The 25,440-nt window shown below is 61.5% G+C and carries 19 protein-coding genes and 2 pseudogenes; 18 read left to right on the forward strand and 3 right to left on the reverse strand.

Translation table 11 applies throughout. The features are described 5' to 3' along the window. Positions 1–285 precede the first annotated feature (285 nt). From tolQ to BSY16_RS19595, 13 genes and pseudogenes are all read left to right on the forward strand, one after another. Positions 286–1,002 carry a protein TolQ gene (gene tolQ / locus BSY16_RS19535; protein ID WP_069061220.1) on the forward strand — a complete coding sequence of 239 codons (717 nt, stop codon included), beginning with the start codon at positions 286–288 and terminating at the stop codon, positions 1,000–1,002. Positions 1,003–1,014: 12 nt separating this feature from the next. Then, entirely contained in the window at positions 1,015–1,467 is a 453-nt protein-coding gene (gene tolR / locus BSY16_RS19540) for a protein TolR (RefSeq protein ID WP_069061221.1), read from the forward strand. A gap of 9 nt (positions 1,468–1,476) precedes the next feature. After that, a complete protein-coding gene (tolA, locus tag BSY16_RS19545) occupies positions 1,477–2,589 on the forward strand; it encodes a cell envelope integrity protein TolA (protein WP_069061222.1) in 1,113 nt (370 codons plus the stop codon). A 21-nt stretch (positions 2,590–2,610) separates the two neighbouring features. Continuing rightward, a complete protein-coding gene (tolB, locus tag BSY16_RS19550; RefSeq protein ID WP_069061223.1) occupies positions 2,611–3,915 on the forward strand; it encodes a Tol-Pal system beta propeller repeat protein TolB in 1,305 nt (434 codons plus the stop codon). Positions 3,916–4,155: 240 nt separating this feature from the next. After that, a complete protein-coding gene (pal, locus tag BSY16_RS19555; RefSeq protein ID WP_069061224.1) occupies positions 4,156–4,689 on the forward strand; it encodes a peptidoglycan-associated lipoprotein Pal in 534 nt (177 codons plus the stop codon). Positions 4,690–4,842: 153 nt separating this feature from the next. Next, a complete protein-coding gene (gene ybgF, locus BSY16_RS19560) occupies positions 4,843–5,838 on the forward strand; it encodes a tol-pal system protein YbgF (protein WP_069061225.1) in 996 nt (331 codons plus the stop codon). Positions 5,839–5,858: 20 nt separating this feature from the next. Beyond that, on the forward strand, positions 5,859–7,148 hold the full coding sequence (gene tilS / locus BSY16_RS19565; RefSeq protein WP_171902436.1) for a tRNA lysidine(34) synthetase TilS: 1,290 nt from the start codon (positions 5,859–5,861) through the stop codon (positions 7,146–7,148). A 202-nt stretch (positions 7,149–7,350) separates the two neighbouring features. After that, a complete protein-coding gene (ftsH, locus tag BSY16_RS19570; protein ID WP_069061227.1) occupies positions 7,351–9,273 on the forward strand; it encodes an ATP-dependent zinc metalloprotease FtsH in 1,923 nt (640 codons plus the stop codon). 286 nt (positions 9,274–9,559) lie between these two features. Then, a complete protein-coding gene (gene glmM / locus BSY16_RS19575) occupies positions 9,560–10,912 on the forward strand; it encodes a phosphoglucosamine mutase (protein WP_069061228.1) in 1,353 nt (450 codons plus the stop codon). A gap of 228 nt (positions 10,913–11,140) precedes the next feature. Further along, a complete protein-coding gene (locus tag BSY16_RS19585) occupies positions 11,141–11,794 on the forward strand; it encodes a hypothetical protein (RefSeq protein WP_150130006.1) in 654 nt (217 codons plus the stop codon). Positions 11,795–12,025: 231 nt separating this feature from the next. After that, a pseudogene (locus BSY16_RS33090) lies at positions 12,026–12,418 on the forward strand (flagellin N-terminal helical domain-containing protein); the annotation flags it as partial. 1,089 nt (positions 12,419–13,507) lie between these two features. Then, positions 13,508–13,789 (forward strand): annotated as a pseudogene (locus BSY16_RS33270) (flagellin); the annotation flags it as partial. A 55-nt stretch (positions 13,790–13,844) separates the two neighbouring features. Beyond that, a complete protein-coding gene (locus BSY16_RS19595; protein ID WP_069061232.1) occupies positions 13,845–14,864 on the forward strand; it encodes an ABC transporter substrate-binding protein in 1,020 nt (339 codons plus the stop codon). Between the two features lie 16 nt (positions 14,865–14,880). Here BSY16_RS19595 and BSY16_RS19600 read toward each other — a convergent pair whose 3' ends face one another. After that, positions 14,881–15,708 (reverse strand): ABC transporter permease, encoded by an 828-nt coding sequence (locus BSY16_RS19600; RefSeq protein ID WP_286157158.1) that lies wholly within the window; start codon positions 15,706–15,708, stop codon positions 14,881–14,883. A gap of 336 nt (positions 15,709–16,044) precedes the next feature. On the opposite strand from BSY16_RS19600, the gene BSY16_RS19605 reads away from it, so the two are divergent. From BSY16_RS19605 to serA, 4 genes are all read left to right on the forward strand, one after another. After that, on the forward strand, positions 16,045–16,878 hold the full coding sequence (locus tag BSY16_RS19605) for an outer membrane protein (protein ID WP_069061636.1): 834 nt from the start codon (positions 16,045–16,047) through the stop codon (positions 16,876–16,878). A gap of 203 nt (positions 16,879–17,081) precedes the next feature. Further along, positions 17,082–17,921, forward strand: coding sequence for an outer membrane protein (locus BSY16_RS19610; RefSeq protein ID WP_069061233.1), 840 nt, complete (start codon positions 17,082–17,084; stop codon positions 17,919–17,921). 175 nt (positions 17,922–18,096) lie between these two features. After that, a complete protein-coding gene (locus BSY16_RS19615) occupies positions 18,097–19,278 on the forward strand; it encodes a phosphoserine transaminase (RefSeq protein WP_069061234.1) in 1,182 nt (393 codons plus the stop codon). Between the two features lie 80 nt (positions 19,279–19,358). Further along, entirely contained in the window at positions 19,359–20,954 is a 1,596-nt protein-coding gene (gene serA / locus BSY16_RS19620; protein WP_069061235.1) for a phosphoglycerate dehydrogenase, read from the forward strand. An 84-nt stretch (positions 20,955–21,038) separates the two neighbouring features. On the opposite strand, the gene BSY16_RS19625 is transcribed toward serA, so the two are convergent. Together BSY16_RS19625 and BSY16_RS19630 are read right to left on the reverse strand one after the other, a co-directional pair. After that, positions 21,039–22,850, reverse strand: a complete 1,812-nt coding sequence (locus tag BSY16_RS19625) for a methyl-accepting chemotaxis protein (RefSeq protein WP_069061236.1) — start codon at positions 22,848–22,850, stop codon at positions 21,039–21,041. A gap of 135 nt (positions 22,851–22,985) precedes the next feature. Beyond that, positions 22,986–23,879, reverse strand: a complete 894-nt coding sequence (locus BSY16_RS19630) for a DMT family transporter (protein WP_069061237.1) — start codon at positions 23,877–23,879, stop codon at positions 22,986–22,988. A 201-nt stretch (positions 23,880–24,080) separates the two neighbouring features. Here BSY16_RS19630 and BSY16_RS19635 point away from each other — a divergent pair, with 201 nt between their 5' ends. Beyond that, a complete protein-coding gene (locus BSY16_RS19635; RefSeq protein WP_069061238.1) occupies positions 24,081–25,385 on the forward strand; it encodes an adenylosuccinate synthase in 1,305 nt (434 codons plus the stop codon). Positions 25,386–25,440 lie beyond the last annotated feature (55 nt).

Below are 25,440 nucleotides of genomic sequence, written 5' to 3' on the forward strand. Positions count from 1 at the left end.
TTACTCGGGTCGTGAGGATTTTGTGCACTGCACGTCATCCTTTAACCAAAATTGCCGTCAAGAAGGCAGGTTGTAAGCGTTTTGACCGGCATGGCAGCCGGCGGCATCAACCGGACATTCTTGACGGGCACGCGAAGCAGTGTGGAGTAAAATCCCTGGCTGTGACGCACGTTTCTGTGAATGCCGATGCGGGCTCCACCTCCCAGGAGGCCGTGCGGCGTGAATGTTACCCGGTTCGAGCCGCAAGGGCCCGTGCCGGGTGTTTGGATTCGGGGACATAGGTCTATGGAACAAGTGGGTTTGGAAGCGGCGCACAGCGTGACTCTTTGGGCACTCTTCATGCAGGCCGGATTCGTCGTCAAGCTGGTCATGCTCGGCCTGATCGCCGCGTCCGTGTGGACCTGGGCCATCGTCGTCGACAAGACGGTGAGCTACGGCAAGGCGCGACGCCAGCTTGACAGTTTCGAGCAGGTGTTCTGGTCGGGCCAGTCGCTGGAAGAGCTTTACCGCACGCTCTCCGATCGCCAGACGTCCGGCATGAGCGCCATTTTCGTGGCGGCGATGCGGGAATGGAAGAAGAGCTTCGAGCGTGGTGCGCGATCGCCGATCGGCCTGCAAATGCGTATCGACCGGGCGATGGACGTGACGCTGTCGCGCGAATCCGAAACGCTGGAAGCCCGTCTCGGCTCGCTTGCGACCATCGGTTCGGCGGCGCCCTTCGTCGGCCTCTTCGGTACGGTCGTCGGTATCATGACCTCGTTCCAGGCCATCGCCGGTTCCAAGCAGACGAGCCTTGCGGTCGTCGCCCCCGGTATCGCCGAAGCGCTTCTTGCAACCGCAATCGGCCTGCTTGCCGCAATTCCGGCGGTTATTGCCTACAACAAGTTCTCTGCTGATGCCGGCAAGCTGACGGCGCGCATGGAAGGCTTCGCGGACGAGTTCTCCGCCATCCTGTCGCGCCAGATCGACGAGAAGCTGCAGCCGCGCGCCGCGGCACAGTAGGAGACGACGCCAATGGGCATGTCAGTCGGTTCAAAGAATTCAGGCGGCGGCCGCCGTCGCCGCGGTGGCGGCAAGCGCGCCCCGATGAGCGAGATCAACGTGACGCCGTTCGTCGACGTCATGCTCGTGCTGCTCATCATCTTCATGGTGGCGGCACCCCTGATGACGGTCGGCGTGCCGATCGACCTGCCGAAGACGCAGGCCAAGGCGTTGAACGCCGATACGCAGCCGATCACCGTGTCGGTCAAGGCCGACGGTCAGGTCTTCCTGCAGGAAACGGCGATCCCGATCGACGAGGTTGCCGCCAAGCTGCAGGCCGTGGCGACCACGGGTTACACCGAGCGCGTCTTCGTGCGCGGCGACGGCAATGCGCCCTATGGCATTGTCGCCGACGTGATGTCGCGTATCCAGGCTGGCGGGTTCACCAATATCGGCCTCGTCACCGAGCAGAAACTGGACAGGTAAACGCAGGCCATGAAGGGCAGCCTTACCACATCCGCCGTGCTTCACGCCCTGGTTCTCACCGCGGCGCTGGTTTCGCTCGGCAGTCCTGAAAGTTTCGACGTCGTCAGCGTCGAAGCGCTGCCGGTCGACATGGTGTCGATCGAGGAGCTGACGCAGATCCAGCAGGGCGACAAGAAGGCCGAAGTCAGGGAAAAGGCCGCCCCCATTCCGACCAAGAAGGAAACGCCGGTCGAGAATGCGGAAAACGCCGGGGACAACGACGTCGACCTGAAGACCGCGCCGACGCCGGAAGAAAAGCCGCGCGATGTCGAGACGGCCGCCTCGCCGGAAAAAGCCGAGAAGGTCGTTCAGACGCCCGATACCAAGCCCGTCGAGGACGTGAAGCAGGAAGAGCCTGCCAGCGAGCCTTCGACGGAAGTCACAGCGACCGCCGAGACCAAGCAGGAGGTCAAGCCGGACCCGAAGCCCGAGGCGACCCCCACCGAGGAAAAGCCGACCGCGGATCCGGAAGCCGAAGCGCTGCCCGACAAGATCCCGCTTCCCGAGATGAAGCCGAAGCTTGAGACCGCGACGGCCGAGACGAAGAAGGCTGAGGACAGCAAGAAGGTCGAGACAGCGAAGGCCGAAACGGCCAAGACGCCCGACCGCAAGAAAGATCAGAAGAAGAAGCAGGAAAAGGCTAGCTCGCTGAATGACAGCGACTTCAATGCCGACGAGATTTCAGCACTTCTCAACAAGGAAAAGGCAGCCGGCGGCGGCGCCAAGCGCTCGCAGGATCAGGCGGCGCTGGGCGGCAAGAAGACGACGAGCGGCACCAAGCTGAGCCTGAGCGAAATGGATGCGTTGCGCGGCCAGATCGAGAACAACTGGTCGATCACGCCCGGCATGTCCGATGCACAGGACGTGCGTATCAAGGTGACCATGCAGCTCGACCAGAACGGCGACATCATCGGCGAGCCGGAAGTCGTTGCGACGGGCGGTTCGGATTCTGCGCGCCGTGCGCTAGCCGGCGGCGTGCGCCGCGCCATCATGAAATCGCGGCCCTTCAAGGGGCTGCCGCCTGAAAAATATGACGCGTGGAACGAAGTCGTCGTGAACTTCGACCCCAGCGCAATGATGTAAGAACTAGGAAGGCCTAGATAGATGTTCAGACGCAATCTCCTCCGATTCCTGGTCGTGCTGACCGGCCTCGCAGTGTCCCTGCCGGTGGCCTGGGCAAGAGTGGAAATCAACATCAACAAGGGTAACGTCGAGCCGTTGCCGATCGCCGTGACGGATTTCATCGCCAGCGGTGATCTCGGTCAGCGTGTTACCGATGTGATCGCGGCGGACCTCAAGCGGTCCGGCCTTTTCGCGCCGGTCAACAAGCAGGCCTTCATCGAGAAGATCTCCAATCCCGACCAGCCGCCGCGCTTCGAGGACTGGAAGGTCATCAACGCGCAGGCTCTCGTTACCGGTCGTGTGACGCAGGAAGGCGACGGGCGTCTTCGCGCCGAATTCCGCCTGTGGGACACCTTCAGCGGCCAGCAGCTGACCGGCCAGCAGTTCTACACGCAGCCGGAAAACTGGCGCCGCGTCGCCCATATCATCGCCGATGCGATCTATGAGAGCCTGACCGGCGAGAAGGGCTACTTCGACACCCGTGTCGTCTACGTCGCCGAAAGCGGCCCGAAGACCGCCCGCAAACGTCAGCTCGCCATCATGGATCAGGACGGCTTCAACGCCCGGGCACTGACGAACTCCAACGAGCTCGTCCTGACGCCGCGCTTCTCGCCGAGCCGCCAGGAAATCACCTACATGTCCTTCGAGGGCAACCAGCCGCGCGTCTACCTGCTCCAGCTTGAGACGGGGCAGCGCGAGGTGGTCGGCAACTTCCCGGGCATGACCTTCTCGCCGCGCTTCTCGCCGGATGGCCAGAAGGTCATCATGAGCTTGCAGCAGGAAGGCAATTCCAACATCTACACGATGGACCTGCGCTCGCGCACCACGACGCGGCTGACCTCGACGGCGGCGATCGATACCTCGCCGTCCTATTCGCCGGACGGTACGCAGGTCGTCTTCGAAAGCGACCGTGGCGGAAGGCCGCAGCTTTACGTGATGGGTGCGGACGGCTCCAACCAGCGCCGCATTTCCTTCGGCGACGGCTCCTACTCGACGCCGGTCTGGTCCCCACGTGGCGACCTCATCGCCTTCACCAAGCAGTCGGGCGGCAAGTTCTCGATCGGCGTGATGAAGACCGACGGTTCGGGCGAGCGCATCCTCACCAGCGGCTTCCACAATGAAGGCCCGACCTGGGCGCCGAATGGCCGCGTGCTGATGTTCTTCCGCCAGGGTGCGGGCGCCGGTGGTCCGCAGATCTATTCGATCGACCTTTCCGGCTACAACGAGCAGCTCGTCCAGACGAAGGGCTTTGCTTCTGACCCGGCCTGGTCACCGCTTCTCGAATAGGACACGCATATGGCAGCTCTGCCGCGTTCTTGCCGCAAAGTCCTGTAAATCAGGCTTCAAGGCGAGACGCGGCAGAGCTGTTTCTACGTACAATGCAGGGGGCCGGGGACGGTCTTAAAGCAATCATTAACCATAGTCGTTGAATGCGGATTAACCGCTCGCGGTTACAGTCTGGCAACCCTGATTGAAAACGCCGCTTCAACGAACTTGACGCAAAAACTGATGCAAGGAGACCGGCTCATGAGCCGCATTCATTCCCCGGCCGTTGGCCGCATGCAGACCATCGCCCGCAACCCGGCAATGATCGCCCTGTTCATGACGCTCGCCCTCGCAGGCTGCGCCTCCAAGAAGAACCTGCCGAACAATGCTGGCGACCTCGGCCTGAACGGTGCTGGCGCCGCAACGCCGGGCTCGCAGCAGGACTTCACCGTCAATGTCGGCGACCGCATCTTCTTCGACACCGATTCGACGTCGATCCGTGCCGATGCCGCAGCGACGCTCGACCGTCAGGCGCAGTGGCTGCAGAAATATTCGAACTACGCCATCACGGTCGAAGGCCATGCCGACGAACGCGGCACGCGCGAATACAACCTCGCGCTCGGCGCACGCCGTGCGGCTTCGACCCGCCAGTATCTCGCATCGCGCGGCATCCCGGCCAACCGCATAAAGACGATCTCCTTCGGCAAGGAAAAGCCGGTCGCCGTCTGCGACGACATTTCCTGCTGGTCGCAGAACCGCCGCGCCGTGACCGTTCTCGGCGGCGCCGGCATGTAATTCCTTCCCCCGGGAAGGATGGTGCGAAAGGCGGCCGAGAGGCCGCCTTTCTTTTTTCAACACACTTTGGCCGAACTCCGTTGCTTTTTGAGAGCATTTGGAAAACTCTTCGGCAGCGCTTCGGCGCACAATGGACCAACGGGACGAAAATAGATGAAGAAACTTGTCGCGGCAGGCGTTCTCAGTCTGGCAGCGGTAGCAGGCATGGTCGGGCCGATCAGCGCATCGCCGCTCTCGACGCTGGCGACCGGCTTCCTGCCGGCAAAAAGCGAACAGGCGGAGAAGGGCAATGTGATTCTGGCGCAGGCCATGGATCCGCGGGTCGGTCAGCTCGAAGAGCAGATCCGCAGCCTCAACGGCCGGATCGAGGAAATGAGCTACCAGCTGCTGCAGATGCAGGAGCAGATCCGCAAGGCACAGGAAGACAACGAGTATCGCTTCCAGGAAATCGAAGGCGGCAAGGGGGGCACCGGCAAGAGCGGCGCGCTCGACAGGCCGGTGAATGGCGGGACTGCGGACCAGCAGACCGCCTCGAACGGGGTGCCGGCGGATGATACCGCCGGGACCGACACGCTTGGGTCGACGAACGGCGGTGCACAGCCGCAGGAACTGGGTTCCATCAAGTTCGACGAGAACGGCAATCCGATCGGTGCCGAAGCCAATCCCGACCTGAACAACCAGAGCGCCTCCATCGGCAATGACAATTCGTTGCCGGGTGTCGACGACGGCCTGCCGCAGGCGTCGGGGTCCTCCAGCGCGTCGCTCGACAATCCGGACGACCTCTACAAGGTTGCCTATGGTCATGTGCTGACCGGTGACTACCAGCTCGCCGAGCGCGAATTCCGCGACTATCTCGACATCTACCCGAAGGGCGAGAAGGCGGCGGACGCCAATTTCTGGCTGGGTGAAGCGCAGTATTCGCAGGGCAATTTCAACGACGCGGCCAAGACCTTCCTGAATGCGCACCAGACCTTCAGCAAGTCGAAGAAGGCGCCGGAAATGCTCTTGAAGCTCGGCATGTCGCTCGCTGCCCTCGACAACCGCGAAACCGCCTGCGCGACGCTGCGCGAAGTGAACAAGCGCTACCCGAGCGCATCCAAGGCCGTGAAGAGCAAGGTTTCTTCCGAACAGAGCCGGCTGTCCTGCTGATTGCGGACGTATTGAAGGCCGTGGCCCGCGCGGAAAACCCCGTCGTCGAGGCAACCGGCCATTTTCTGAGAAGTTTCAAAAGTCCCGCGCTGCTGCTGGTCGCCATTTCCGGCGGCAGCGATTCGACCGGGCTGCTCGTGGCGCTCGCCACGCTTTGCGCGACCGGGCGCTATCCGGACATCATCCTTGCCGCCTGCACCATCGACCACGCCCTGCGCGCCGGATCGACCGACGAAGCGAGATGGGTCGAAGCGCTTTGCGCTCGACATGGCATTCCGCATGTCACCCGCCGCTGGGAAGGCGAAAAGCCCGCATCGGGCTTGCAAGCCGCCGCGCGCGCCAAACGGTATGACCTCCTCGTCGAGGCAGCCGCGGAACTGGGTGCGGATTGTATCCTCGCTGCCCATACCAGCGATGACCAGAACGAGACGGTTGCCATGCGCGCCGAGCGGTCCGGGGAGGGGATCGGCCTTTCCGGCATGGCGGATGCGGTTCTTCTCAACGGGGCTGTCTGGCTTTTTCGGCCCTTTCTGTCGCTGGACCGCGCCACCGTCAGGGCGTTCCTTTCCGCACGGGGCGAGACCTGGCTCGACGACCCGAGCAACAGGAACCCGCATTTTGAACGCGTGCGCATCCGACAGCGTGAGGCGGCGACAGATCCGATGCGTCCTTCCGATGGCAGGCACCACCTTTCCGAGCGCGCGGCCGCTTTTCTCATCGGAAATGTGCGGGCGGAGAATGGATTGTTTGCGATAAATCCGGCTGCGGTAGGTTTGCTTCTTGGCGATCCGGCAGCGTGGCGCGGGCTTCTGCTGCTCGCGGCGACGGCGGGCGGGCGGGTGCATACGCTCGAAACGGCTTCCGCGGACCGTCTGCACGCCTTTCTCGCCAGCGGCAGACTGTCGCGGCTGACGGCCGGCGGCGTGGTCTTCGATCATCGCCGCGCCGGCCTGTTTCTGTATCGTGAGCGCCGGGGGATCGAAACGCTTGCCCTGCCGGCGGGAACGGCGGCGCTCTGGGATGGCCGGTATCGTGTGGCCAACGCCACCGGGCGAACCATCTTGGTAGCGGCGGCCGGCGACGAAGCGGTTCAGGGCGACACCGTGCTTCGCGGACCGGCCTTGCGCGCGCGCCGCGCCATGCCGCACCTGGAATTTGAGGACGGCGCGATCGTGCCCGAGCACGACGTGCGCCTGGAGCCTTCGATCGCGCCCTATGCCCGTTTCCTGCCCGGTTTCGATCTGCCGCTTGCCAGTGCACTTGCGAGAATTGTCGGGGGCAGGCCGTTTTCGTCTCCGCCTAACGAATGAAGGCGCACCCGGAAGCGTTGTGGTAAAGTGTTTGCAGGCTCAATGTGAAGGAAGGACCCGGATCCTTCCTCGACGTTGACAATGTTATGAGAAAAGCCCCGGGATCGCGCGCTTTGCCTTGGCAAGGCCGCAAGGCGACCCTATGTTAGGCGATAGAGAAGCGGCCGGGAGACTCCGGCCGGGAAAGTGCCCGGAAAGTTCGATGAATCCCAATTTCCGTAACTTCGCCCTATGGGCGATAATCGCCCTTCTGCTGATCGCGTTGTTCAGCATGTTCCAGACGAGCCCGGCGCAGACCGGTTCGCGGGAAATCCCCTATTCGCAGTTCCTCAAAGAGGTGGACTCGAGCCGGGTGAAGGAAGTCGTCATCACCGGCGAAAAGATCGTCGGCAGCTATGTCGAGACCGGCGCGACCTTCCAGACCTATGCCCCGGCCGGCGACAACACGCTCGTTCAGCGCCTTGAGGCGAAGAACGTCGTCGTCAGCGCCCGACCGGAGACGGACGGTTCGTCCGGCTTCCTCAGCTATATCGGCACGCTGCTGCCGATGCTCCTGATCCTCGGTGTCTGGCTGTTCTTCATGCGCCAGATGCAGGGCGGCTCGCGCGGTGCGATGGGTTTTGGCAAGTCCAAGGCCAAGCTGCTCACCGAAGCGCACGGCCGCGTCACCTTCGCGGACGTCGCCGGTGTGGATGAAGCCAAGCAGGACCTCGAAGAAATCGTCGAATTCCTGCGCGATCCGCAGAAATTCCAGCGCCTCGGCGGACGCATTCCGCGCGGCGTGCTGCTTGTCGGCCCGCCCGGTACCGGTAAGACGCTGCTTGCACGCTCCGTCGCCGGCGAAGCCAATGTGCCGTTCTTCACGATTTCCGGTTCGGATTTCGTCGAAATGTTCGTCGGCGTTGGCGCGAGCCGCGTGCGCGACATGTTCGAGCAGGCCAAGAAGAATGCGCCCTGCATCATCTTCATCGACGAAATCGACGCGGTCGGTCGTCACCGCGGCGCCGGCCTCGGCGGCGGCAATGACGAGCGCGAGCAGACGCTGAACCAGCTCCTCGTCGAGATGGACGGCTTTGAAGCGAACGAAGGCGTCATCCTGATTGCCGCGACCAACCGTCCGGACGTTCTCGACCCGGCGCTGCTGCGTCCCGGCCGTTTCGACCGCCAGGTCGTCGTGCCGAATCCGGATATCGTCGGCCGCGAGCGCATCCTCAAGGTTCACGTTCGCAACGTGCCGCTGGCGCCGAATGTCGACCTCAAGGTTCTGGCCCGTGGTACGCCCGGCTTTTCCGGTGCCGACCTTATGAACCTCGTCAACGAATCTGCCTTGATGGCGGCGCGTCGCAACAAGCGTCTCGTCACCATGCAGGAGTTCGAGGACGCCAAGGACAAGATCATGATGGGGGCGGAGCGCCGTTCCTCGGGCATGACCGAGGCGGAAAAGAAGCTCACCGCCTATCACGAAGCCGGTCACGCCATCGTCGCCCTCAAGGTGCCGCTTGCCGATCCGCTGCACAAGGCGACGATCATTCCGCGCGGCCGTGCACTCGGCATGGTCATGCAGCTTCCCGAGGGTGACCGCTACTCGATGAGCTACAAGTGGATGGCCTCGCGCCTCGCCATCATGATGGGTGGTCGCGTCGCCGAGGAAGTCACCTTCGGCAAGGACAACATCACCTCCGGCGCGTCTTCCGACATCGAGCAGGCGACGAAGCTTGCCCGCGCGATGGTGACCCAGTGGGGCTTCTCCGACCAGCTCGGTCTCGTCGCCTATGGCGAGAACCAGCAGGAAGTCTTCCTCGGCCATTCGGTGTCGCAGCAGAAGAACGTTTCCGAAGCCACCGCGCAGAAGATCGACAACGAAGTGCGCCGCCTGATCGACGAAGCCTATACCGAGGCCAAGCGCATCATCACCGAGCAGCACCACGAATTCGTGGCGCTCGCCGAAGGCCTGCTCGAATACGAGACGCTGACGGGTGAGGAGATCAAGGCGCTGATCCGCGGCGAAAAGCCGGCGCGCGATCTTGGCGACGACACGCCGCCGCACCGTGGCTCCGCCGTTCCGAAGGCCGGCCACAAGAAGGGCGGCGAGACGGAAGGTGGCCTGGAGCCCCAGCCACAATAATATAAGGCAAGCAATGGCAGACGGCCGGGCAAATAGTCCCGGCCGTTTTCTTTTGGTAACGGCCTGTAATCATTTCTGATCTGCGGATGGATGCTATTTCCCTGCTTCTATGGCAAAGAAGCGCGACGTTCACCCGGCGCTTAAGGTTAAGATAGGGTTGCGGAGTTACACTATTCCGACTTCCACCGGCTTGATGTATGACGCCGTGGAGTATGGTGGGCAGAACACCTAGAAGCCGGGTGCAGCGAGACAGCGCCGCCGCGGCTGGCGATTTTCAGGAGTAAACATGAAACGTCGTTATTTTGGTACGGACGGCATTCGGGGACAGTCGAACCTTTTCCCGATGACGCCCGATCTTGCCATGCGCGTCGGCATTGCCGTGGGCACGATCTTCCGTCGCGGCGCCCATCGCCACCGGGTGGTCATCGGGAAGGACACGCGGCTGTCCGGCTACATGCTGGAAAACGCCATGGTCGCGGGCTTCACGGCCGCCGGCATCGATGCCTTCGTGCTCGGCCCGATTCCGACGCCGGCCGTCGCCATGCTGACGCGGTCGCTGCGCGCCGATATCGGCGTGATGATCTCAGCCTCGCACAATCCGTTCTACGACAACGGCATCAAGCTCTTTGGTCCCGATGGCTACAAGCTGTCCGACGACCTGGAAATGGAAATCGAGGATCTGCTCGATACGGACATGACGGCGCAGCTCGCCAAGTCCGCGGAAATCGGCCGGGCGAAGCGCATCGACGGCGTGCATGACCGCTATATCGAGCATGCCAAGCGCACCCTTCCGCGCGATGTCACCCTGCAGGGCCTGCGCGTCGCGATCGACTGCGCCAACGGTGCCGCCTATCGCGTGGCGCCGGCGGCCCTTTGGGAACTCGGTGCGGATGTCGTGACGATCGGTAACGAGCCGGATGGTCTCAACATCAATCTCGAATGCGGCTCCACCCATCCCGAGGCCTTGCAGCGCAAGGTACATGAAGTGCGCGCCGATATCGGCATCGCACTCGATGGTGATGCCGACCGTGTGCAGATCATCGACGAGAACGGCAAGTTCATCGACGGCGACCAGCTGATGGCGGTCATTGCCGAAAGCTGGGCGGCGGACGGCACGTTGCGCGGCAACGGCATTGTCGCAACCGTCATGTCGAACCTCGGCCTTGAGCGCTTCCTGACGGGCAAGGGTCTGAACCTCCAGCGCACCAAGGTCGGCGACCGGTATGTCGTCGAGCACATGCGCCAGAACGACTACAATGTCGGCGGCGAGCAGTCCGGCCACATGGTGCTTTCCGATTTCGGCACGACCGGCGATGGCCTAGTCGCAGCCCTTCAGGTGCTGGCCTGCGTGAAGCGCAGCGGCAAGTCCGTCAGCGAAATCTGCAACCGCTTCGAGCCCGTGCCGCAGGTGCTGAAGAACGTCCGCATCAAGACCGGCCAGCCGCTCGAAGATACCGTCGTGCGCCAGGCAATTGCCGATGCCGAAAGCGAACTGGCCAAGACCGGTCGCCTTCTCATCCGCCCGTCCGGTACCGAGCCGCTGATCCGCGTGATGGCGGAAGGCGACGACCGTGCCCAGGTGGAGCGCATCGTCGATGAACTCGTCAACCTCATCGGTTCGGTGCGCAGCGCTGCCTGAAACTGCCGGTGCTGTAATTTGAAAAGGCCGGAGCGATTTGCTCCGGCCTTTTTCGTTTGCGCGGCGCAAGCGCATCGTCCTGCGCTGCCGGAAAACAGGTGAAAGTTCACGTCCTTGGTCGCTCGTGTGCAGGGAGGCTTTCTTCTTCTCGACGATCGGACTACATGCCTAATCCACCACCTAAAAGTTGCCGGGGACCTGGAAGGTATGAGCAGAGAACGATCCGAAATGGAAAATCTGGCCCGTCAGCTTTACCGCGACCATAAACAGGTGCTGGATCTTCTCACGGAACGCAATTCCGGCTCGGGTTTTGGACGTGCAGTTCAGCGGTTGTTTGGTGACAATCCTCCGCGCGGAAAGTTGGTCAGGATCGGCAATGGTACGTTTATCCATTCAGGACTTGAGAAAAGCCTCGTGAGCTTTCTGCCCGCGCAATGGCACGAGGAATTGTACAAGACGAAGGACGCATGGCCGGGCTGTGACAACTGGTGGGCAGGCTATGCGTTTATTGCCTGGGTTGAGATACGCGCGCGCGATGACGGAACCACGGGGTTTCTCAAGCTGAACGCGGAAGTCGGGCCGATTTCCAATCCGGACGTCCGCAAGGGGATTATCGAGGCGATCAAGCTGGCAGCATTGGCGAAAGAACTGGAGCGAATCCATTTTCCGGCCGGCACCGCCGACGAAGGGCGGCTCTATTCGCGGTTCCTGCGGAAAAATTCCGTCGCGGTGAACGACATCCACAACACGGCCGAAGTAGAGAGCAAGTTCGTACAGCTTGTTGCCGATTTCGCGCCGGAATTCGAACTGGTCGCAAGCGTGATACCGCATTTCCTGCGCTTCAGCGGCGTCTTGGCATCGCCGCCGTTAACGCCCCGTTAACCTAGTGTGGTGCAAAACCCTTAACGAAAGTGCCCGGTTCGGTTGAGAGATCAATTCCGGCTGGGCAGCCCTAAACGACCGGGTTCTCTCGTTTATTTGGGGTGACGGTCTCGCCATTATGGCGGGCACCCTCGTGGTTAACCGTTAAAAGTGTTCCAACCATTGCTAGCCTTTTTCTGCCGGACTGGTTTTCACGTCCGGAGGTTAGCCTGTTCGCTTGGGGCTTTTAACATGACCAGCATTTTGACGAATGCAGCGGCAATGGCCGCTTTGCAAACCCTGCGCATGACCAGTGCCAGCATGGTCGAGACGCAACGGCAGGTGAGTTCCGGGTTGCGTGTGCAGATCGCCGCCGACAATGCGGCCTACTGGTCGATCTCCACGACCATGCGCTCGGACAATATGGCCCTCTCCGCCGTCGTGGATGCGCTGGGCCTTGGTGCAGCCAAGATCGATGTCGCCTATGCCGCGATCGAAGCCGTCTCGGACAGCCTTGCACAATTCAAGGCCAAGCTCGTTGCCGCCAAGGAAGATGGCGTCGACAAGGCAAAAATCCAGACCGAGCTGGAGCAGTTGAAGGGGCAGGTCGTCGACATCGCCACCTCGGCCAGCTTCAACGGCGTCAACTGGCTGAATACCGATATTGCCGACATCAACGACAGCGACCTGAACAGGGTTTCGCTGACCTCGTCGTTCACCCGCTCCGGCGCCGGCGTGTCGGTGGGAACGACCAATTTCCACCTCTCGGAAATTGCGCTGTTCAACGAGAACGGCGGCGGCATATTGCAGGCCGACACCCGGAAAATGAAAACGCTGGGCGGGATCCGGAATTACGACACCTTCATGGATACATTCGGCGTTATTCACATGGACAAGGAGAATGGCAGGACGGGTCACCGGGCGGTAAAGGATTTCGACTTTATAGGGCCACTGACATTCGACGCAGGCGACACGATCAGTTTCGATCTCACTGTCGACGCCGACAACTCTGCCAATGTCGATGCGCCGTTACATCCCGGTAAGCCCACGCACATCGTTATCGACCGGGCAATGGTCGATGCGGCGCTTCCGGGCGCGAACGGCGTGATCTCCACCTATACGCAATTTGCCACCGTTCTGAGCCGCGCTTTGCCGACCGGTACGGGTGCGCTCGCGACGACTTACCACCGCGACGGTCAACCGCTTATCGATGTGATCGGGATCCAAACCCGTGAGAACTCTGGTCTCTATGGTTCGTTTGTCGAAATCAGCAATCTGGACTATTCTACTGTCGGCTCGGGTGGGGGCCTTACCGATTTCGCCACGGGTGGGCCACGGGGATCGGAGATGACCCTCGCTTTCGACATGTTCGAGCTTTACCGGGACGGCGACAACCGCGACGGCGTAAGGGTGGACTTTCAGTTCGGCGTCAACGGTGCGCCCCCCACGCGCCACACATTCGACCGTACATACGTCAACCAGCTGCTTGGAAAATCGAACGGCAAGATCGAAACGCCGGACGAAATGGTGTTGCTGCTGCAATCGCTTATCAGTGCCAATTGGCCGGACGTTATCATCGAGGCCACGCCGGCGGGCGATATCAGCCTGCGCTCGGACAAGGCGGTCGATCGCCTGACGGGTGGCCGGACCTCGATCGGCTTCACCGAAATCGCTGTCAGCATCGAGCCGCTGGCCGAGCTGGATTTTCTGGACATCGATATCGTTGCCAATCCCGACCTGCTTAACGCCTATCTCGGTTATATCGAGGTCGTATCGGCCGATGTGATCGGGGCGGGTGCAAAGCTTGGCGCGCTCAAGACGCGGATCGATATGCAGACGTCGTTTGCGCGCACCCTCGTGGAGAGTATTGACAAGGGCACCGGCCGTCTGGTCGATGCCGATATGAATGAGGCATCGACCCGGCTCAAGGCTCTCCAAACCCAGGAACAGCTTGCCATCCAGTCGCTGTCCATCGCCAACACGAACGCCGAGAACATCATGCAGCTGTTCCGGTAACTGCCAAGACAAGGGATGCGTTTATTGCTCGCATCCTTCGCATCAGGAATTTGGAATGACCTCGCATTGCTTCGTCGAAAGGCCCTCAATCGCCACCTTGTTGGTAGCCGCCACCTTCTCCTTTGCCTCTCCTGCCAGCGCCCTCGATAAGGTTCGTTTCGGTACGGACTGGCTCGCCGAAGCGGACCACGGCGGCTTCTATCAGGCCGTCGCGGATGGCACTTACGCCCGCTATGGCCTCGACGTGGAGATCGTCCAGGGTGGTCCCGGCACGCACAATCGTGCTCTGCTGCTCGCAGGCAAACTCGATTTCTATTTGGGAACCCAGCAGGAGCAGCTTGTCGGGATCGAACAGGGCATTCCGCTCGTCGATGTCGCCGCCTTCTATCAGAAGAACGCGCAGGTGCTTCTCGCGCACCCCGATGCAGGCATGGAGACATTCGAAGACCTTGCCAAACTGCCGACGATCTTCATGACGCAGGGCGGGTTCAACGCGTATTTCGAGTGGATGAAGGCGAATTTCAGCGGCTTTCGCGACGAGCAATTCAGGAACTATACGTACAGTCCCGCGCCGTTCCTCGCTGACAGGCAATCGGCACAGCAGGGGCTCATCACCGCTGAGCCCTACCAGATCAAGGAACAGACCGGCACGGAACCGAAAATTTTTCTGCTCGCCGACAGTGGCTACAAGCCCTATGCGACCACGATTACGGTGCAGCAAACCCTCGTCGATACGAATCCCGATCTCGTTCAGCGCTTTGTCGATGCGTCGATCGAGGGCTGGTACAGCTATTTGTACGGCGACAATGCCGCGACCAATGCCTTGATCAAGTCGGAGAACCCGGAAATGACGGATGGCCAGATCGCCTATGCCATCGATAAGATCAAGCAATACGGTATTGTTGACAGTGGTGATGCGCTTAACAAGGGCATCGGGTGCCTGACCGCCGAGCGCTACAAAGAGCTCGCCGACGAACTGGTGAAGGTGAAGCTTCTCCAGGCGGATACCGATTATACGAAGGCTTTCGACACCCGTTTTTCCTGCAAGGGTGTCGGGTTGAATTTGAAGAACTGAATTGAGCTGCCCCGCTTTACAGCTTTTGCTCCGCTTCGCTCTCGTGCCAATGCCGTAGAGCGTGTCGGGAAAGAAGCCTTGTCGCCGCGAAGATCGTGCCTCCAAGAACCGCCAGCAGAACCAGGGCAGCGAAGACGCGCGGCGTGTTGAGCCGCGTTTGCGCTTCCAGCAGCCGGAAGGCCAGTCCTGCATTCCTGCCCGCTTGTCCCACGGTAAATTCTGCGACCACGGCGCCGATCAGGGCGAGGCCTCCGCCGATTTTGACGCCCGCGAAAATACTCGGCAGGGCAGAGGGGATTCTCAGATAGCGAAACGTCTGCCAGCGCGATGCGCCGTAGGTGCGGAGCAAGTCCGCCTGGTGGCGTTCCGCGCTCTTCAGCCCTTGCAGCGTGTTCAGCATGATTGGGAAGAACGCGACGATGAACGCGCAGACCATTTGCGCCATATGCGGGCTCGGCACATAGATGACGATCAGCGGCGCAAGCGCAATGATCGGCGTTACCTGAACGGCCACGGTGATCGGATGGAGGAGTGCCTCGATCCAGCGGGCCTGCGCCAGCAGCAGAGCGATGGCCCATCCGCCGGCCAGCGCAAGCAGCAATGCCTGAAGGGTCGTTTTCGTCGTAGTCCAGAGAGCCGGCCCCAATATCGACCAGTCCTTGATGAGCACGTCGCAAACCGCTTGTGGGCTCGGAAGGGTGTAGGGGGCAACACCCGACAACTCCACGAGCAGAGCCCAGACGGCAATCATGATGCCGATGCCTGCGAGCGGGACGAGGGCGCGCATGGTCTTCTTGATGGACGCCCGTTTGCGTCCTCCTGGCTTGGTGTACTCGGCCGTCACGATAACCCTTCGGCTCCAATAGCAGGGCGCACGCATAGCGGTGGTGGATTTCGCGTGGCTTGTGGGGGGAGGGCAGCACGGTGTGATGGGGCGGCCTATCCGCTGTCCCCTGATCTCCCCGAACGCGGATGCCTTTCGAGCTTCCTTAACGCAGCGGAACTACGGTTAAGAAATCGCAAAGTTATTACTTTGTTTACTGGGTCTCCTAAGCTTTCATTTAATGTAAAAATCCACTTTAATCGGCCATTAACCTTTTTTCTTCACTATCCCCGGTGATCGAAGGACTTGGAATCCGGTGCGCCGGGCGGCCAAGCAGAAGCCTATTGGAGCCAGGCCATGAGGAAAGTTTTGAGTGGCGTCGTAGCCGTCCTGCTGACAGGCACGTCGGGTTATGCCGCTGATATCTACCAGCCGGAGGTCATCGAAGCCCCCGTGCAGGAAACCATCATCGAGACCGGCGGGTGGTACCTGCGCGGCGACATGGGCTGGTCCTACAACAAGATGCGCGGTGCCAAGTACTTCCAGGGCTCGAACGGCAACATGCGCAACTTCGATTCCGCGGACCTGAAGAGCGGGTTCGTCATCGGCGGCGGTGTCGGTTACCAGATCAACGATCACTTCCGTACGGACGTGACGCTCGACTATATGTTCAATTCCAAGTTCAACGGCTCGACCTCCGGCAGCTGCGGCGTGGCGGTAAACTGCACCTCGCGCGACGTTGCTTCCATGACGGCGCTGAGCCTGCTGGCCAATGCCTATGTGGATATCGGCACATACGGCTCCATCACGCCCTATGTCGGTGCCGGTATCGGTGGCACCTATGTGAACTGGAAGGGTCTCAACAACACCTCTTGCGAGGACGGCGATCCGACGAACTGCGACCCGACCTTCAATCACCGCGGCAAGAAGAACTGGCGCTTCACCTACGCCCTCATGGCCGGTGCCTCGATCGACGTGACCTGCAACGTGAAGGCCGACGTGGGCTATCGTTTCCGCCATGTCACGAAGGGCGGCATGTTCGGCTACAATGCCGGCGGCGGCCCCGGCTACGACAAGGGCTTCTACAGCCACGAAGCGCGCGCCGGTCTGCGTTACTCCTTCAACGGCTGCGCCCAGCAGGCTTACATCCCGCCGGCAGAAATCCCGATCGAGCAGCCGGTCTACAAATAATCCGTCCTGTCCGATCCATGTTCAAGGCCGCCCGAAAGGGCGGCCTTTTTCGTTCCGGGCTTAAAGAACCGGATGCTTAACGGTTCCTTCACTCCTTAAGAAGTATGGTTAATCAACGGTATAGAGCCGCGGCAATTCCTTGCAAGGCAGCCTGTACCGATTGCGCAACCGCCTGGCCTCGCCGGCTTCGAGGGAACGAGAACATGTTTCGTCGCATCGCACCCATTGGTATCGCCATTTTGGCTGGCCTCGTCGCAACCAGTGCGGTTGCGAGCGATCTCGACATCATCAATGCGCCGGAAATCGACGTGTCCGGCGGCGGGGTGGCCGAGGGCTGGTACATCCGTGGCGATCTCGGCTATTCCGGCTGGATGAAGGGCGGCAAGCCCGACTACACGGTCTACTCGCCGGGCGGCTCGGTCTTCTCGCAGGAGACCTTCGACAGTTCGCGCTTCTCCAAGTCGCTGTCCTACGGCGCCGGGATGGGTTACCAGTTCAACAGCATGTTCCGCGCCGACCTGACGACGGATTTCTTCAACGGCGATCTCAGCGGTGATTCGAACATCAACCTGCCGTGCAGCAGCGATGAACCGGCCGGCACAAGCTGCGGCTTCAGCCATAAGGCGGACTACAGCGCGATCAACGTCATGGCCAACGGCTATGTGGATCTCGGGACGTTTGCCGGCTTCACGCCCTATGTCGGCGCCGGCGCCGGCGTGACCTACGTCAACTGGGACGACCTGAGGAGCCGGCCTTACTGCGTGGACGGTTCGTCGCTGTGCTCGGGCGATACTTACACGGGCGGTCGACTGACGGGCGAGGACAGCTGGCGCTTTACCTATGCGCTGATGGCGGGTGCCGCGGTGGACCTGACCGACCGCATCAAGCTCGACCTCGGCTATCGCTTCTCAGACACGGCGGGCGGAAAGATGTTCCGCTATGGTGCCACCGAGCAGGGCTGGGGCGCGAGCGGCACCAAGGGCCGCGATGACGGCTTCCAGAAACACGAATTCCGCGCCGGTATCCGCATCAACACCTGGTAAGGCCAATTCTCCGGTTTTCCACGGCGCGTCGGGCAACCGGCGCGCCGTTTCCATTGCGCCGGATTATTTTTCGTTCGCGACATAATCCGCTTGACGGAAGAGGGGCTCTTCAATATTTACGGCGGCGGGACACCCTTCCCCAACGAAGGGCTTTCTATCTGGAAGGATAGCCATCATGACGAAAGCCGTCACCGCACCGGACCTGCGTCCGAACAATACCCATTTTTCTTCTGGCCCTTGCTCGAAGCGCCCCAACTGGTCGCTCGAAGCGCTTTCCGATGCTCCGCTCGGTCGTTCGCACCGTGCCAAGATCGGCAAGACCAAACTCAAGCAGGCCATCGATCTCACCCGTGAAGTGCTCGAAGTCCCGGCGGACTACCGCATCGGCATCGTGCCGGCCTCCGACACCGGTGCCGTCGAAATGGCGCTCTGGTCGCTGCTCGGCCCGCGTGGCGTCGACACGGTCGCCTGGGAAAGCTTTGGTTCGGGCTGGGTTTCCGATGTCGTGAAGGAGCTGAAGCTCCCCGACACGCGCAAGATCACGGCCGACTACGGCCTGCTTCCCGACCTTTCCACGATCGACTTCGACCGTGACGTGGTCTTCACCTGGAACGGCACGACCTCCGGCGTGCGTGTCGCCAATGCCGATTTCATTCCGGCCGACCGCAAGGGCCTGACGATCTGCGATGCGACCTCGGCCGCGTTTGCGCAGAACCTCGATTTCGCCAAGCTCGACGTCGTGACCTTCTCCTGGCAGAAGGTTCTGGGCGGCGAGGGCGCACATGGCGTCATCATCCTGTCGCCGCGCGCCGTCGAACGCCTCGAAAGCTACACGCCTTCCTGGCCGATGCCGAAGATCTTCCGCATGACCAAGGGCGGCAAGATCATCGAGGGCATCTTCCAGGGCGAGACGATCAACACGCCCTCCATGCTCTGCGTCGAGGATTACATCGATGCGCTGCTCTGGGCAAAGCAGGTCGGCGGCCTCAAGGGCCTGATGGCCCGCGCCGATGCCAATGCCAAGGTCATCTTCGATTTCGTCGAGAACAACGACTGGATCGCCAATCTGGCCAAGGAGCCGGCGACGCGCTCCAACACCTCGGTCTGCCTGACCATTGCCGACAAGGACGTGGCAGCGCTCGACGCCGACGCACAGGCGGCCTTTGCCAAGGGCCTCGTCGCTTTGCTCGAAAAGCAGGGTGTCGCCTTTGATATCGGCGCCTACCGTGACGCCCCGTCGGGGCTGCGTATCTGGGCCGGTGCCACCATCGACACCGCCGATCTCGAGGCGCTGATGCCGTGGCTGACCTGGGCCTTCGAGACCCAGAAGGCAACGCTTGCCAAGGCTGCGGCCTGATTTTTTCGCGACCGGCTTCGTCCTCTGGGCGAAGCCACCTTTGATCTCATCTCCCTAGACTCAATTGAAGGAGGCCTCTCATGGCACCTCGCGTACTCGTATCCGACGAACTGTCGGAAACCGCCGTCCAGATTTTCCGCGATCGCGGCGTCGATGTGGATTTCCAGCCGCAGCTCGGCAAGGACAAGGACAAGCTTGCCGAAATCATCGGCAACTATGACGGCCTTGCCATCCGCTCCGCCACCAAGGCGACGGAAAAGCTGATCGCGGCAGCGACCAACCTCAAGGTCATCGGCCGCGCCGGCATCGGCGTCGATAATGTCGACATCCCGGCCGCCTCGCGCCGCGGCATCATCGTCATGAACACGCCGTTCGGCAATTCGATCACCACGGCAGAACACGCCATCGCGCTGATGTTTGCCGTCGCCCGCCAGCTTCCTGCCGCCGATACCTCCACGCAGGCCGGCAAGTGGGAGAAGTCGAAGTTCATGGGTGTCGAGATCACCGGCAAGACGCTTGGCGTCATCGGTGCCGGCAATATCGGCTCCATCGTCTGCGCGCGCGCCATCGGCCTCAAGATGCACGTCATCGCCTATGACCCGTTCCTCTCCAAGGAGCGCGCCGAGGAAATGGGCGTGAAGAAGGTCGAGCTTAACGAACTTTTCGCCGAAGCCGACTTCATCACCATGCATGTGCCGCTGACGGACAAGACCCGCAACATCATCGATGCGGCGGCGATCGCCAAGATGAAGGACGGCGTGCGCATCGTGAACTGCGCCCGTGGCGGCCTCGTCGTCGAGGCCGACCTTGCCGAAGCGCTGAAGTCCGGCAAGGTCGCCGGTGCCGGCTTCGACGTGTTCGAGGTCGAACCTGCCAAGGAAAGCCCGCTCTTCGGCCTGCCGAACGTTGTCTGCACACCGCATCTCGGCGCCTCGACCACCGAAGCACAGGAAAATGTTGCCCTCCAGGTTGCCGAGCAGATGTCGGACTACCTGGTGCGCGGCGCTGTCTCGAACGCCATCAACATGCCGTCGATCACCGCTGAAGAAGCGCCGATCCTGAAGCCGTTCATCCGGCTTGCCGACGTGCTTGGTGCCTTCGTCGGCCAGGTCACGGAAAGCGCGATCAAGGAAATCGAGATCCTCTACGACGGCGCGACCGCGACGATGAACACCAAGGCGTTGACGAGTGCCGCACTCGCCGGCCTCATCCGCTCGCAGGTTTCCGACGTCAACATGGTTTCGGCACCTGTCATGATCAAGGAAAAGGGCGTCATCCTTTCCGAGGTCAAGCGCGACAAGTCGGGTGTCTTCGATGGCTATATCCGCCTGACGGTGACCACCGCGAACCAGACCCGTTCGATTGCCGGCACGGTCTTCTCCGATGGCAAGCCGCGCTTCATCCAGATCAAGGGCATCAACCTGGACGCCGATGTCGGTAACCACATGGTCTATATCACCAACACCGACGTCCCCGGCATGATCGGCTTCATCGGCACGACGCTGGGCGAGGCGGGCGTCAACATCGCCAACTTCCAGCTCGGCCGCGACAAGCAGGGTGGCGATGCGATCGCGCTGCTCTATGTCGATGCTGCCGTGTCGGAAGACGTGTTGAACAAGCTGCGCGCCAATGAGGCGATCCGCCAGATCAAGCCGCTCGTCTTCAACGTCGATTGATCTTTCGTCCTCCCAAGACGGACAGAAAAGGCCCGCCGGATCATCCGGCGGGCCTTTTTCGTGAGTGCTTGGGCCTCTTTGCGATCAGGCGGCGCGGCGCATATGGCCGCGGCCGGTGTCGGCAAGCTGGAAGTGGGCGATCCGGCCGGCAAGCTGGCCGCTTTCCTCGGCGAGTGTCTGGCTGGCGGCTGACGTCTGCTCCACCATGGCGGCGTTCTGCTGAGTCATCTGGTCCATCTGATTGACGGCGGTGTTGATTTCCCGCAGGCCGACCGATTGCTCCTGCGCGGCGGTGGCAATCGCCACGATGCGGTCGTTGATCTCGTTGACGCGGCGCTCGATGTCGGCAAGCGAGGTGCCGGTTTCCTCCACCAGCGATACACCGGCGGAAACTTCCGTCGACGAAGCGTTGATGAGCGTCTTGATCTCCTTGGCGGCATTGGCCGAGCGCTGCGCCAGTTCGCGCACTTCCTGTGCGACGACGGCAAAACCCTTGCCGGCTTCGCCGGCACGCGCCGCCTCGACGCCGGCATTCAGCGCGAGCAGGTTGGTCTGGAAGGCGATGTCGTCGATGACGCCGATGATCTCGCCGATCCTGGAGGAGGAGTTTTCGATGCGTCCCATCGCGTCGATGGCGTTGCGCACGACGTCGCTCGAGCGGGCGGCGCCGGTGCGGGCATCTGAGACCATGCGCTTGGCTTCCTCGGCGCGGCTCGTCGAATTCTGCACGGCGGCGGTAATTTCGTCGAGGGCGGCGGCGGTCTCCTCAAGCGAGGCAGCCTGCTGCTCGGTACGCTGCGAGAGATCGTTGGCGGCACGGCTGATCTCGCCGGCGCTGCCGTTGACGATGGCCGTCGATTCGGCGATCGCGGCGATGGTGGACTTCAGCGCATCGACGGCGCCGTTGAAGTCGCGGCGTAGCTTCTCGTATTCAGGCCCGAGTTCCGGCACGGAGACGGTCAGGTCGCCATGGGCGAGACGCTCCAGCGCGGAGCCGATCGTTTCGACGACGCGCGACTGGCTGCGGGCGACGGTCGCCTGCTGCTGCTCGTTGGCGCTGCGCTCACCGTCAATGACCGCCTGCTGCTCGCGCTGGCGAATTTCCAGCGCGTTGCGCTCGATGACGGAATTGCGCAGCAAGACCAGCGCGTCCGCCATGCTGCCGATCTCGTCCTTGCGGTCGCTATCCGGGACGTCGGACTTTGTGCGGTTGTTCGCGACTTCGAGCATGACGTCCTTGAGGCGGTTGATCGGGAGGCTGATCGAGCGGCCGATGGCGAGTGCGGCGGCAAGCGTCGCAAGACCGGCAAGCAGCGTGATGACGATCGTCGTGGTCATGGACGTATAGTATTTCGCCGCGAGGTCGTCGGCATAGACGCCGGTGCCGATGCCCCAGTTCCAGGGCTTGAAGCCCTGGATATAGGAGAACTTTTCAACGGGCTCGCTGTGGCCCGGCTTGTCCCAGTAGTAGTCGACGAAGCCGCTGCCGGGGTTCTGTGCTATCCGGATGAGTTCGACGTTGAACGCCTTGCCGTTGGTATCCTTCAGACCTCGCATGTCCGTGCCGATCAGCTTCGGATTGAGCGGATGCGCGATCATCATGCCGTCGAGGCCATTGATGAAGAAGTAGCCGTCTTGGCCGAAGCGCATGGCCATCACGGCGGTGATCGCCCGTGCTTTCGCGTCGTCCACGGAGAGTGTGCCATCGCTTGCGAGCTTTTCGTAGGAGGCGATGACGGAGATTGCCGTTTGCGTCACGTTGCGCAGCATGAGGCGCCGCTCGTCGTTCACCTCACCGTTGGCGTGCTGGGTCTTGTAGATCATGGCGGCGGCCATGAAAAACAAAGCCATGGCGGTGAGGAGGTAGATGCGGGCGGAAATGCGAATGTTTTTCACTGCTTAAACCTGACGAGAAATAATGTTGCGGGCACTGCAACAGTAAAAAATCTAATCAAGTTTTAAGCACGCCCCTCATTTTTGAGGGCGAGTCTGCAGGAAATATGGGTTCTTGCAGGTGGGTTCTTGTATTTGTCAGATATTATTTTTCTTCGGCCGTCCCCATTCGGCAATCGCGATGCCGCCGAGCACGAGGAGCAGCGCGACGACGTGGAAGGGGTGCATCGTCTCGCCGATCAACAGGACGGACAGAATCGTGCCGAAGACCGGGATGGCATTAATGAACAGGCCGGCCCGGTTGGCGCCGATCATCTCGACGCCGCGCACATAAAGCACCTGCGAGAGCAGCGAGGGGAAGATGCCGGCGTAGAGCACGATGGCCCAGCCGGTCGTATCCGGAAAGATCGCCGCGCCGCGCGACAATTCCCAGAAGAACAGCGGGATGGCGCTCAACAGCGCGCCGAAGGCGGGCGCGGCGATAAAGCTCTGCCAGTGCATGTCCGGCTTCCAGCGCAACGATACCGTATAGGCGGCATAGACGATGCAGGCGCAAAGCATCAGCGCGTCGCCGAAGTTGAACTCTAGTTCCGCCAGTGCCGAGAATTCGCCATGAGCGGCTGTTACAAGAACGCCGACAAGTGTCACACTGAAGCCGACGATCTGGGCGATCGACGCCTGGATTCGAAACAGAATGAAGTTGAAGACGAAGATCAGCATCGGAATGCCGGCCTGCTCGATGACGGCGTTGATGGCGCTCGTATGGCCGAGCGCAGTATAGAGCAGGGCATTGAAGGCGGTGAAGCCGAAGACGCCGTAGAGCAGCAGCTGGAGCCAGTGCTTGCGAATGACCGGCCAGTCGCGTTTCACTTGCGGCAGCATGAAGATCAGGATGATCGTGAGCGCGACGATCCAGCGGAACGTCGTCAGCACCATTGGGCTGACATGGCCGACGGCAAGTTTGCCCGCAACCGAGTTCGCGCCCCAGAAAAGCGCGGTGATGCAAAGGTAGAAATAGGCTCTGCTGTTCAAGGTGGGACGTGTCCGGATGAAGAACGGGTACGCGGGGTGCGTCGGCGGGTGCCTCAGATAAGGGGAAAAACCGCGGAATGTCATGCAAAAAGCGGATGACGGCCGTCATAACAGGGTCGCATTCCCAAAGACAACACAGTATAGATGCGCGGGTTTGTGTCAGGCGGGCGGGTATCCGCGCGCAAGAATGGGAAAGATTAAATGACGAACGTCGTGGTGATCGGATCGCAATGGGGTGACGAAGGCAAGGGCAAAATTGTCGACTGGCTTTCCGAACGCGCGGATATTGTCGTGCGCTTCCAGGGTGGTCACAATGCCGGCCATACGCTCGTCATCGACGGCACGAGCTACAAGCTCTCGCTGCTGCCCTCCGGCGTCGTCCGTCCGGGCAAGATGGCGGTCATCGGCAACGGTGTCGTCGTCGACCCACATGCGCTGATCGCTGAAATAGACAAGCTCGGCAAGCAGGGCGTGACGATCACGCCGGAAAACCTGCGCATCGCCGACAATGCCACGCTTATCCTCTCGCTGCACCGCGAACTGGATGGCATCCGCGAGGATGCTGCCTCCAACTCCAATTCCGGCGTCAAGATCGGCACGACCCGTCGCGGCATCGGCCCGGCTTACGAAGACAAGGTCGGTCGTCGCGCCATCCGCATCATGGACCTCGCCGACCTCGAAACCCTGCCGGGCAAGGTCGAGCGCCTGCTGACGCACCACAATGCGCTGCGTCGTGGCCTTGGCGAAAACGAAGTCACGCATGAGACCATCATGCAGGAACTGACCTCGGTTGCCGATCGCGTGCTGCCGTTCCGCGAGACGATCTGGCTGATGCTCGACAAGGAGCGCCGCCGTGGCGCGCGCATTCTGTTCGAGGGTGCGCAGGGCTCGCTGCTCGACATCGACCACGGCACCTATCCGTTCGTCACCTCGTCCAACACGGTCGCCGGCCAGGCTGCTGCCGGTTCGGGCATGGGACCGGGCTCGCTCGGCTACATCCTCGGCATCACCAAGGCCTACACGACCCGTGTCGGCGAAGGCCCGTTCCCAACGGAGCTGCATGACGAGATCGGCCAGTTCCTCGGCGAGAAGGGCCATGAATTCGGCACGGTCACGGGCCGCAAGCGCCGTTGCGGCTGGTTCGATGCAGCCCTGGTGCGCCAGTCGGTCGCCACCAATGGCATTACCGGCATCGCGCTCACCAAGCTCGACGTGCTCGACGGCCTCGACGAACTGAAGATCTGCGTCGGCTACACGCTCGACGGCAAGGAAATCGATCACCTGCCGGCAAGCCAGGGCCAGCAGGCCCGCGTCGAGCCGATCTACATCACGCTCGAAGGCTGGAAGGGCTCGACGGTCGGTGCCCGCAGCTGGGCGGATCTGCCGGCCCAGGCGATCAAATATGTCCGTCAGGTCGAAGAGCTGATCGGCGCGCCGGTCGCCCTGCTGTCGACCAGTCCGGAGCGGGATGACACCATACTTGTGACAGACCCGTTTGAGGACTAATCTCAAGCTCAACACCAGTTCCGTGTCGTATTCCAATAGGATAGCGCACTGACAC

Source organism: Sinorhizobium sp. RAC02 (assembly GCF_001713395.1).
Classification (GTDB): Bacteria; Pseudomonadota; Alphaproteobacteria; order Rhizobiales; family Rhizobiaceae; genus Shinella.

Coding starts and splice junctions, on each gene's coding strand:
- BSY16_RS19615 (WP_069061234.1), top strand. CDS start 18,097: ATGACGAAAGCCGTCACCGCACCGGACCTGCGTCCGAACAATACCCAT.
- BSY16_RS19610 (WP_069061233.1), top strand. CDS start 17,082: ATGTTTCGTCGCATCGCACCCATTGGTATCGCCATTTTGGCTGGCCTC.
- tolR (WP_069061221.1), top strand. CDS start 1,015: ATGGGCATGTCAGTCGGTTCAAAGAATTCAGGCGGCGGCCGCCGTCGC.
- serA (WP_069061235.1), top strand. CDS start 19,359: ATGGCACCTCGCGTACTCGTATCCGACGAACTGTCGGAAACCGCCGTC.
- ftsH (WP_069061227.1), top strand. CDS start 7,351: ATGAATCCCAATTTCCGTAACTTCGCCCTATGGGCGATAATCGCCCTT.
- pal (WP_069061224.1), top strand. CDS start 4,156: ATGAGCCGCATTCATTCCCCGGCCGTTGGCCGCATGCAGACCATCGCC.
- ybgF (WP_069061225.1), top strand. CDS start 4,843: ATGAAGAAACTTGTCGCGGCAGGCGTTCTCAGTCTGGCAGCGGTAGCA.
- glmM (WP_069061228.1), top strand. CDS start 9,560: ATGAAACGTCGTTATTTTGGTACGGACGGCATTCGGGGACAGTCGAAC.
- tolA (WP_069061222.1), top strand. CDS start 1,477: ATGAAGGGCAGCCTTACCACATCCGCCGTGCTTCACGCCCTGGTTCTC.
- BSY16_RS19595 (WP_069061232.1), top strand. CDS start 13,845: ATGACCTCGCATTGCTTCGTCGAAAGGCCCTCAATCGCCACCTTGTTG.
- BSY16_RS19635 (WP_069061238.1), top strand. CDS start 24,081: ATGACGAACGTCGTGGTGATCGGATCGCAATGGGGTGACGAAGGCAAG.
- BSY16_RS19605 (WP_069061636.1), top strand. CDS start 16,045: ATGAGGAAAGTTTTGAGTGGCGTCGTAGCCGTCCTGCTGACAGGCACG.
- tolQ (WP_069061220.1), top strand. CDS start 286: ATGGAACAAGTGGGTTTGGAAGCGGCGCACAGCGTGACTCTTTGGGCA.
- BSY16_RS19585 (WP_150130006.1), top strand. CDS start 11,141: ATGGAAAATCTGGCCCGTCAGCTTTACCGCGACCATAAACAGGTGCTG.
- tolB (WP_069061223.1), top strand. CDS start 2,611: ATGTTCAGACGCAATCTCCTCCGATTCCTGGTCGTGCTGACCGGCCTC.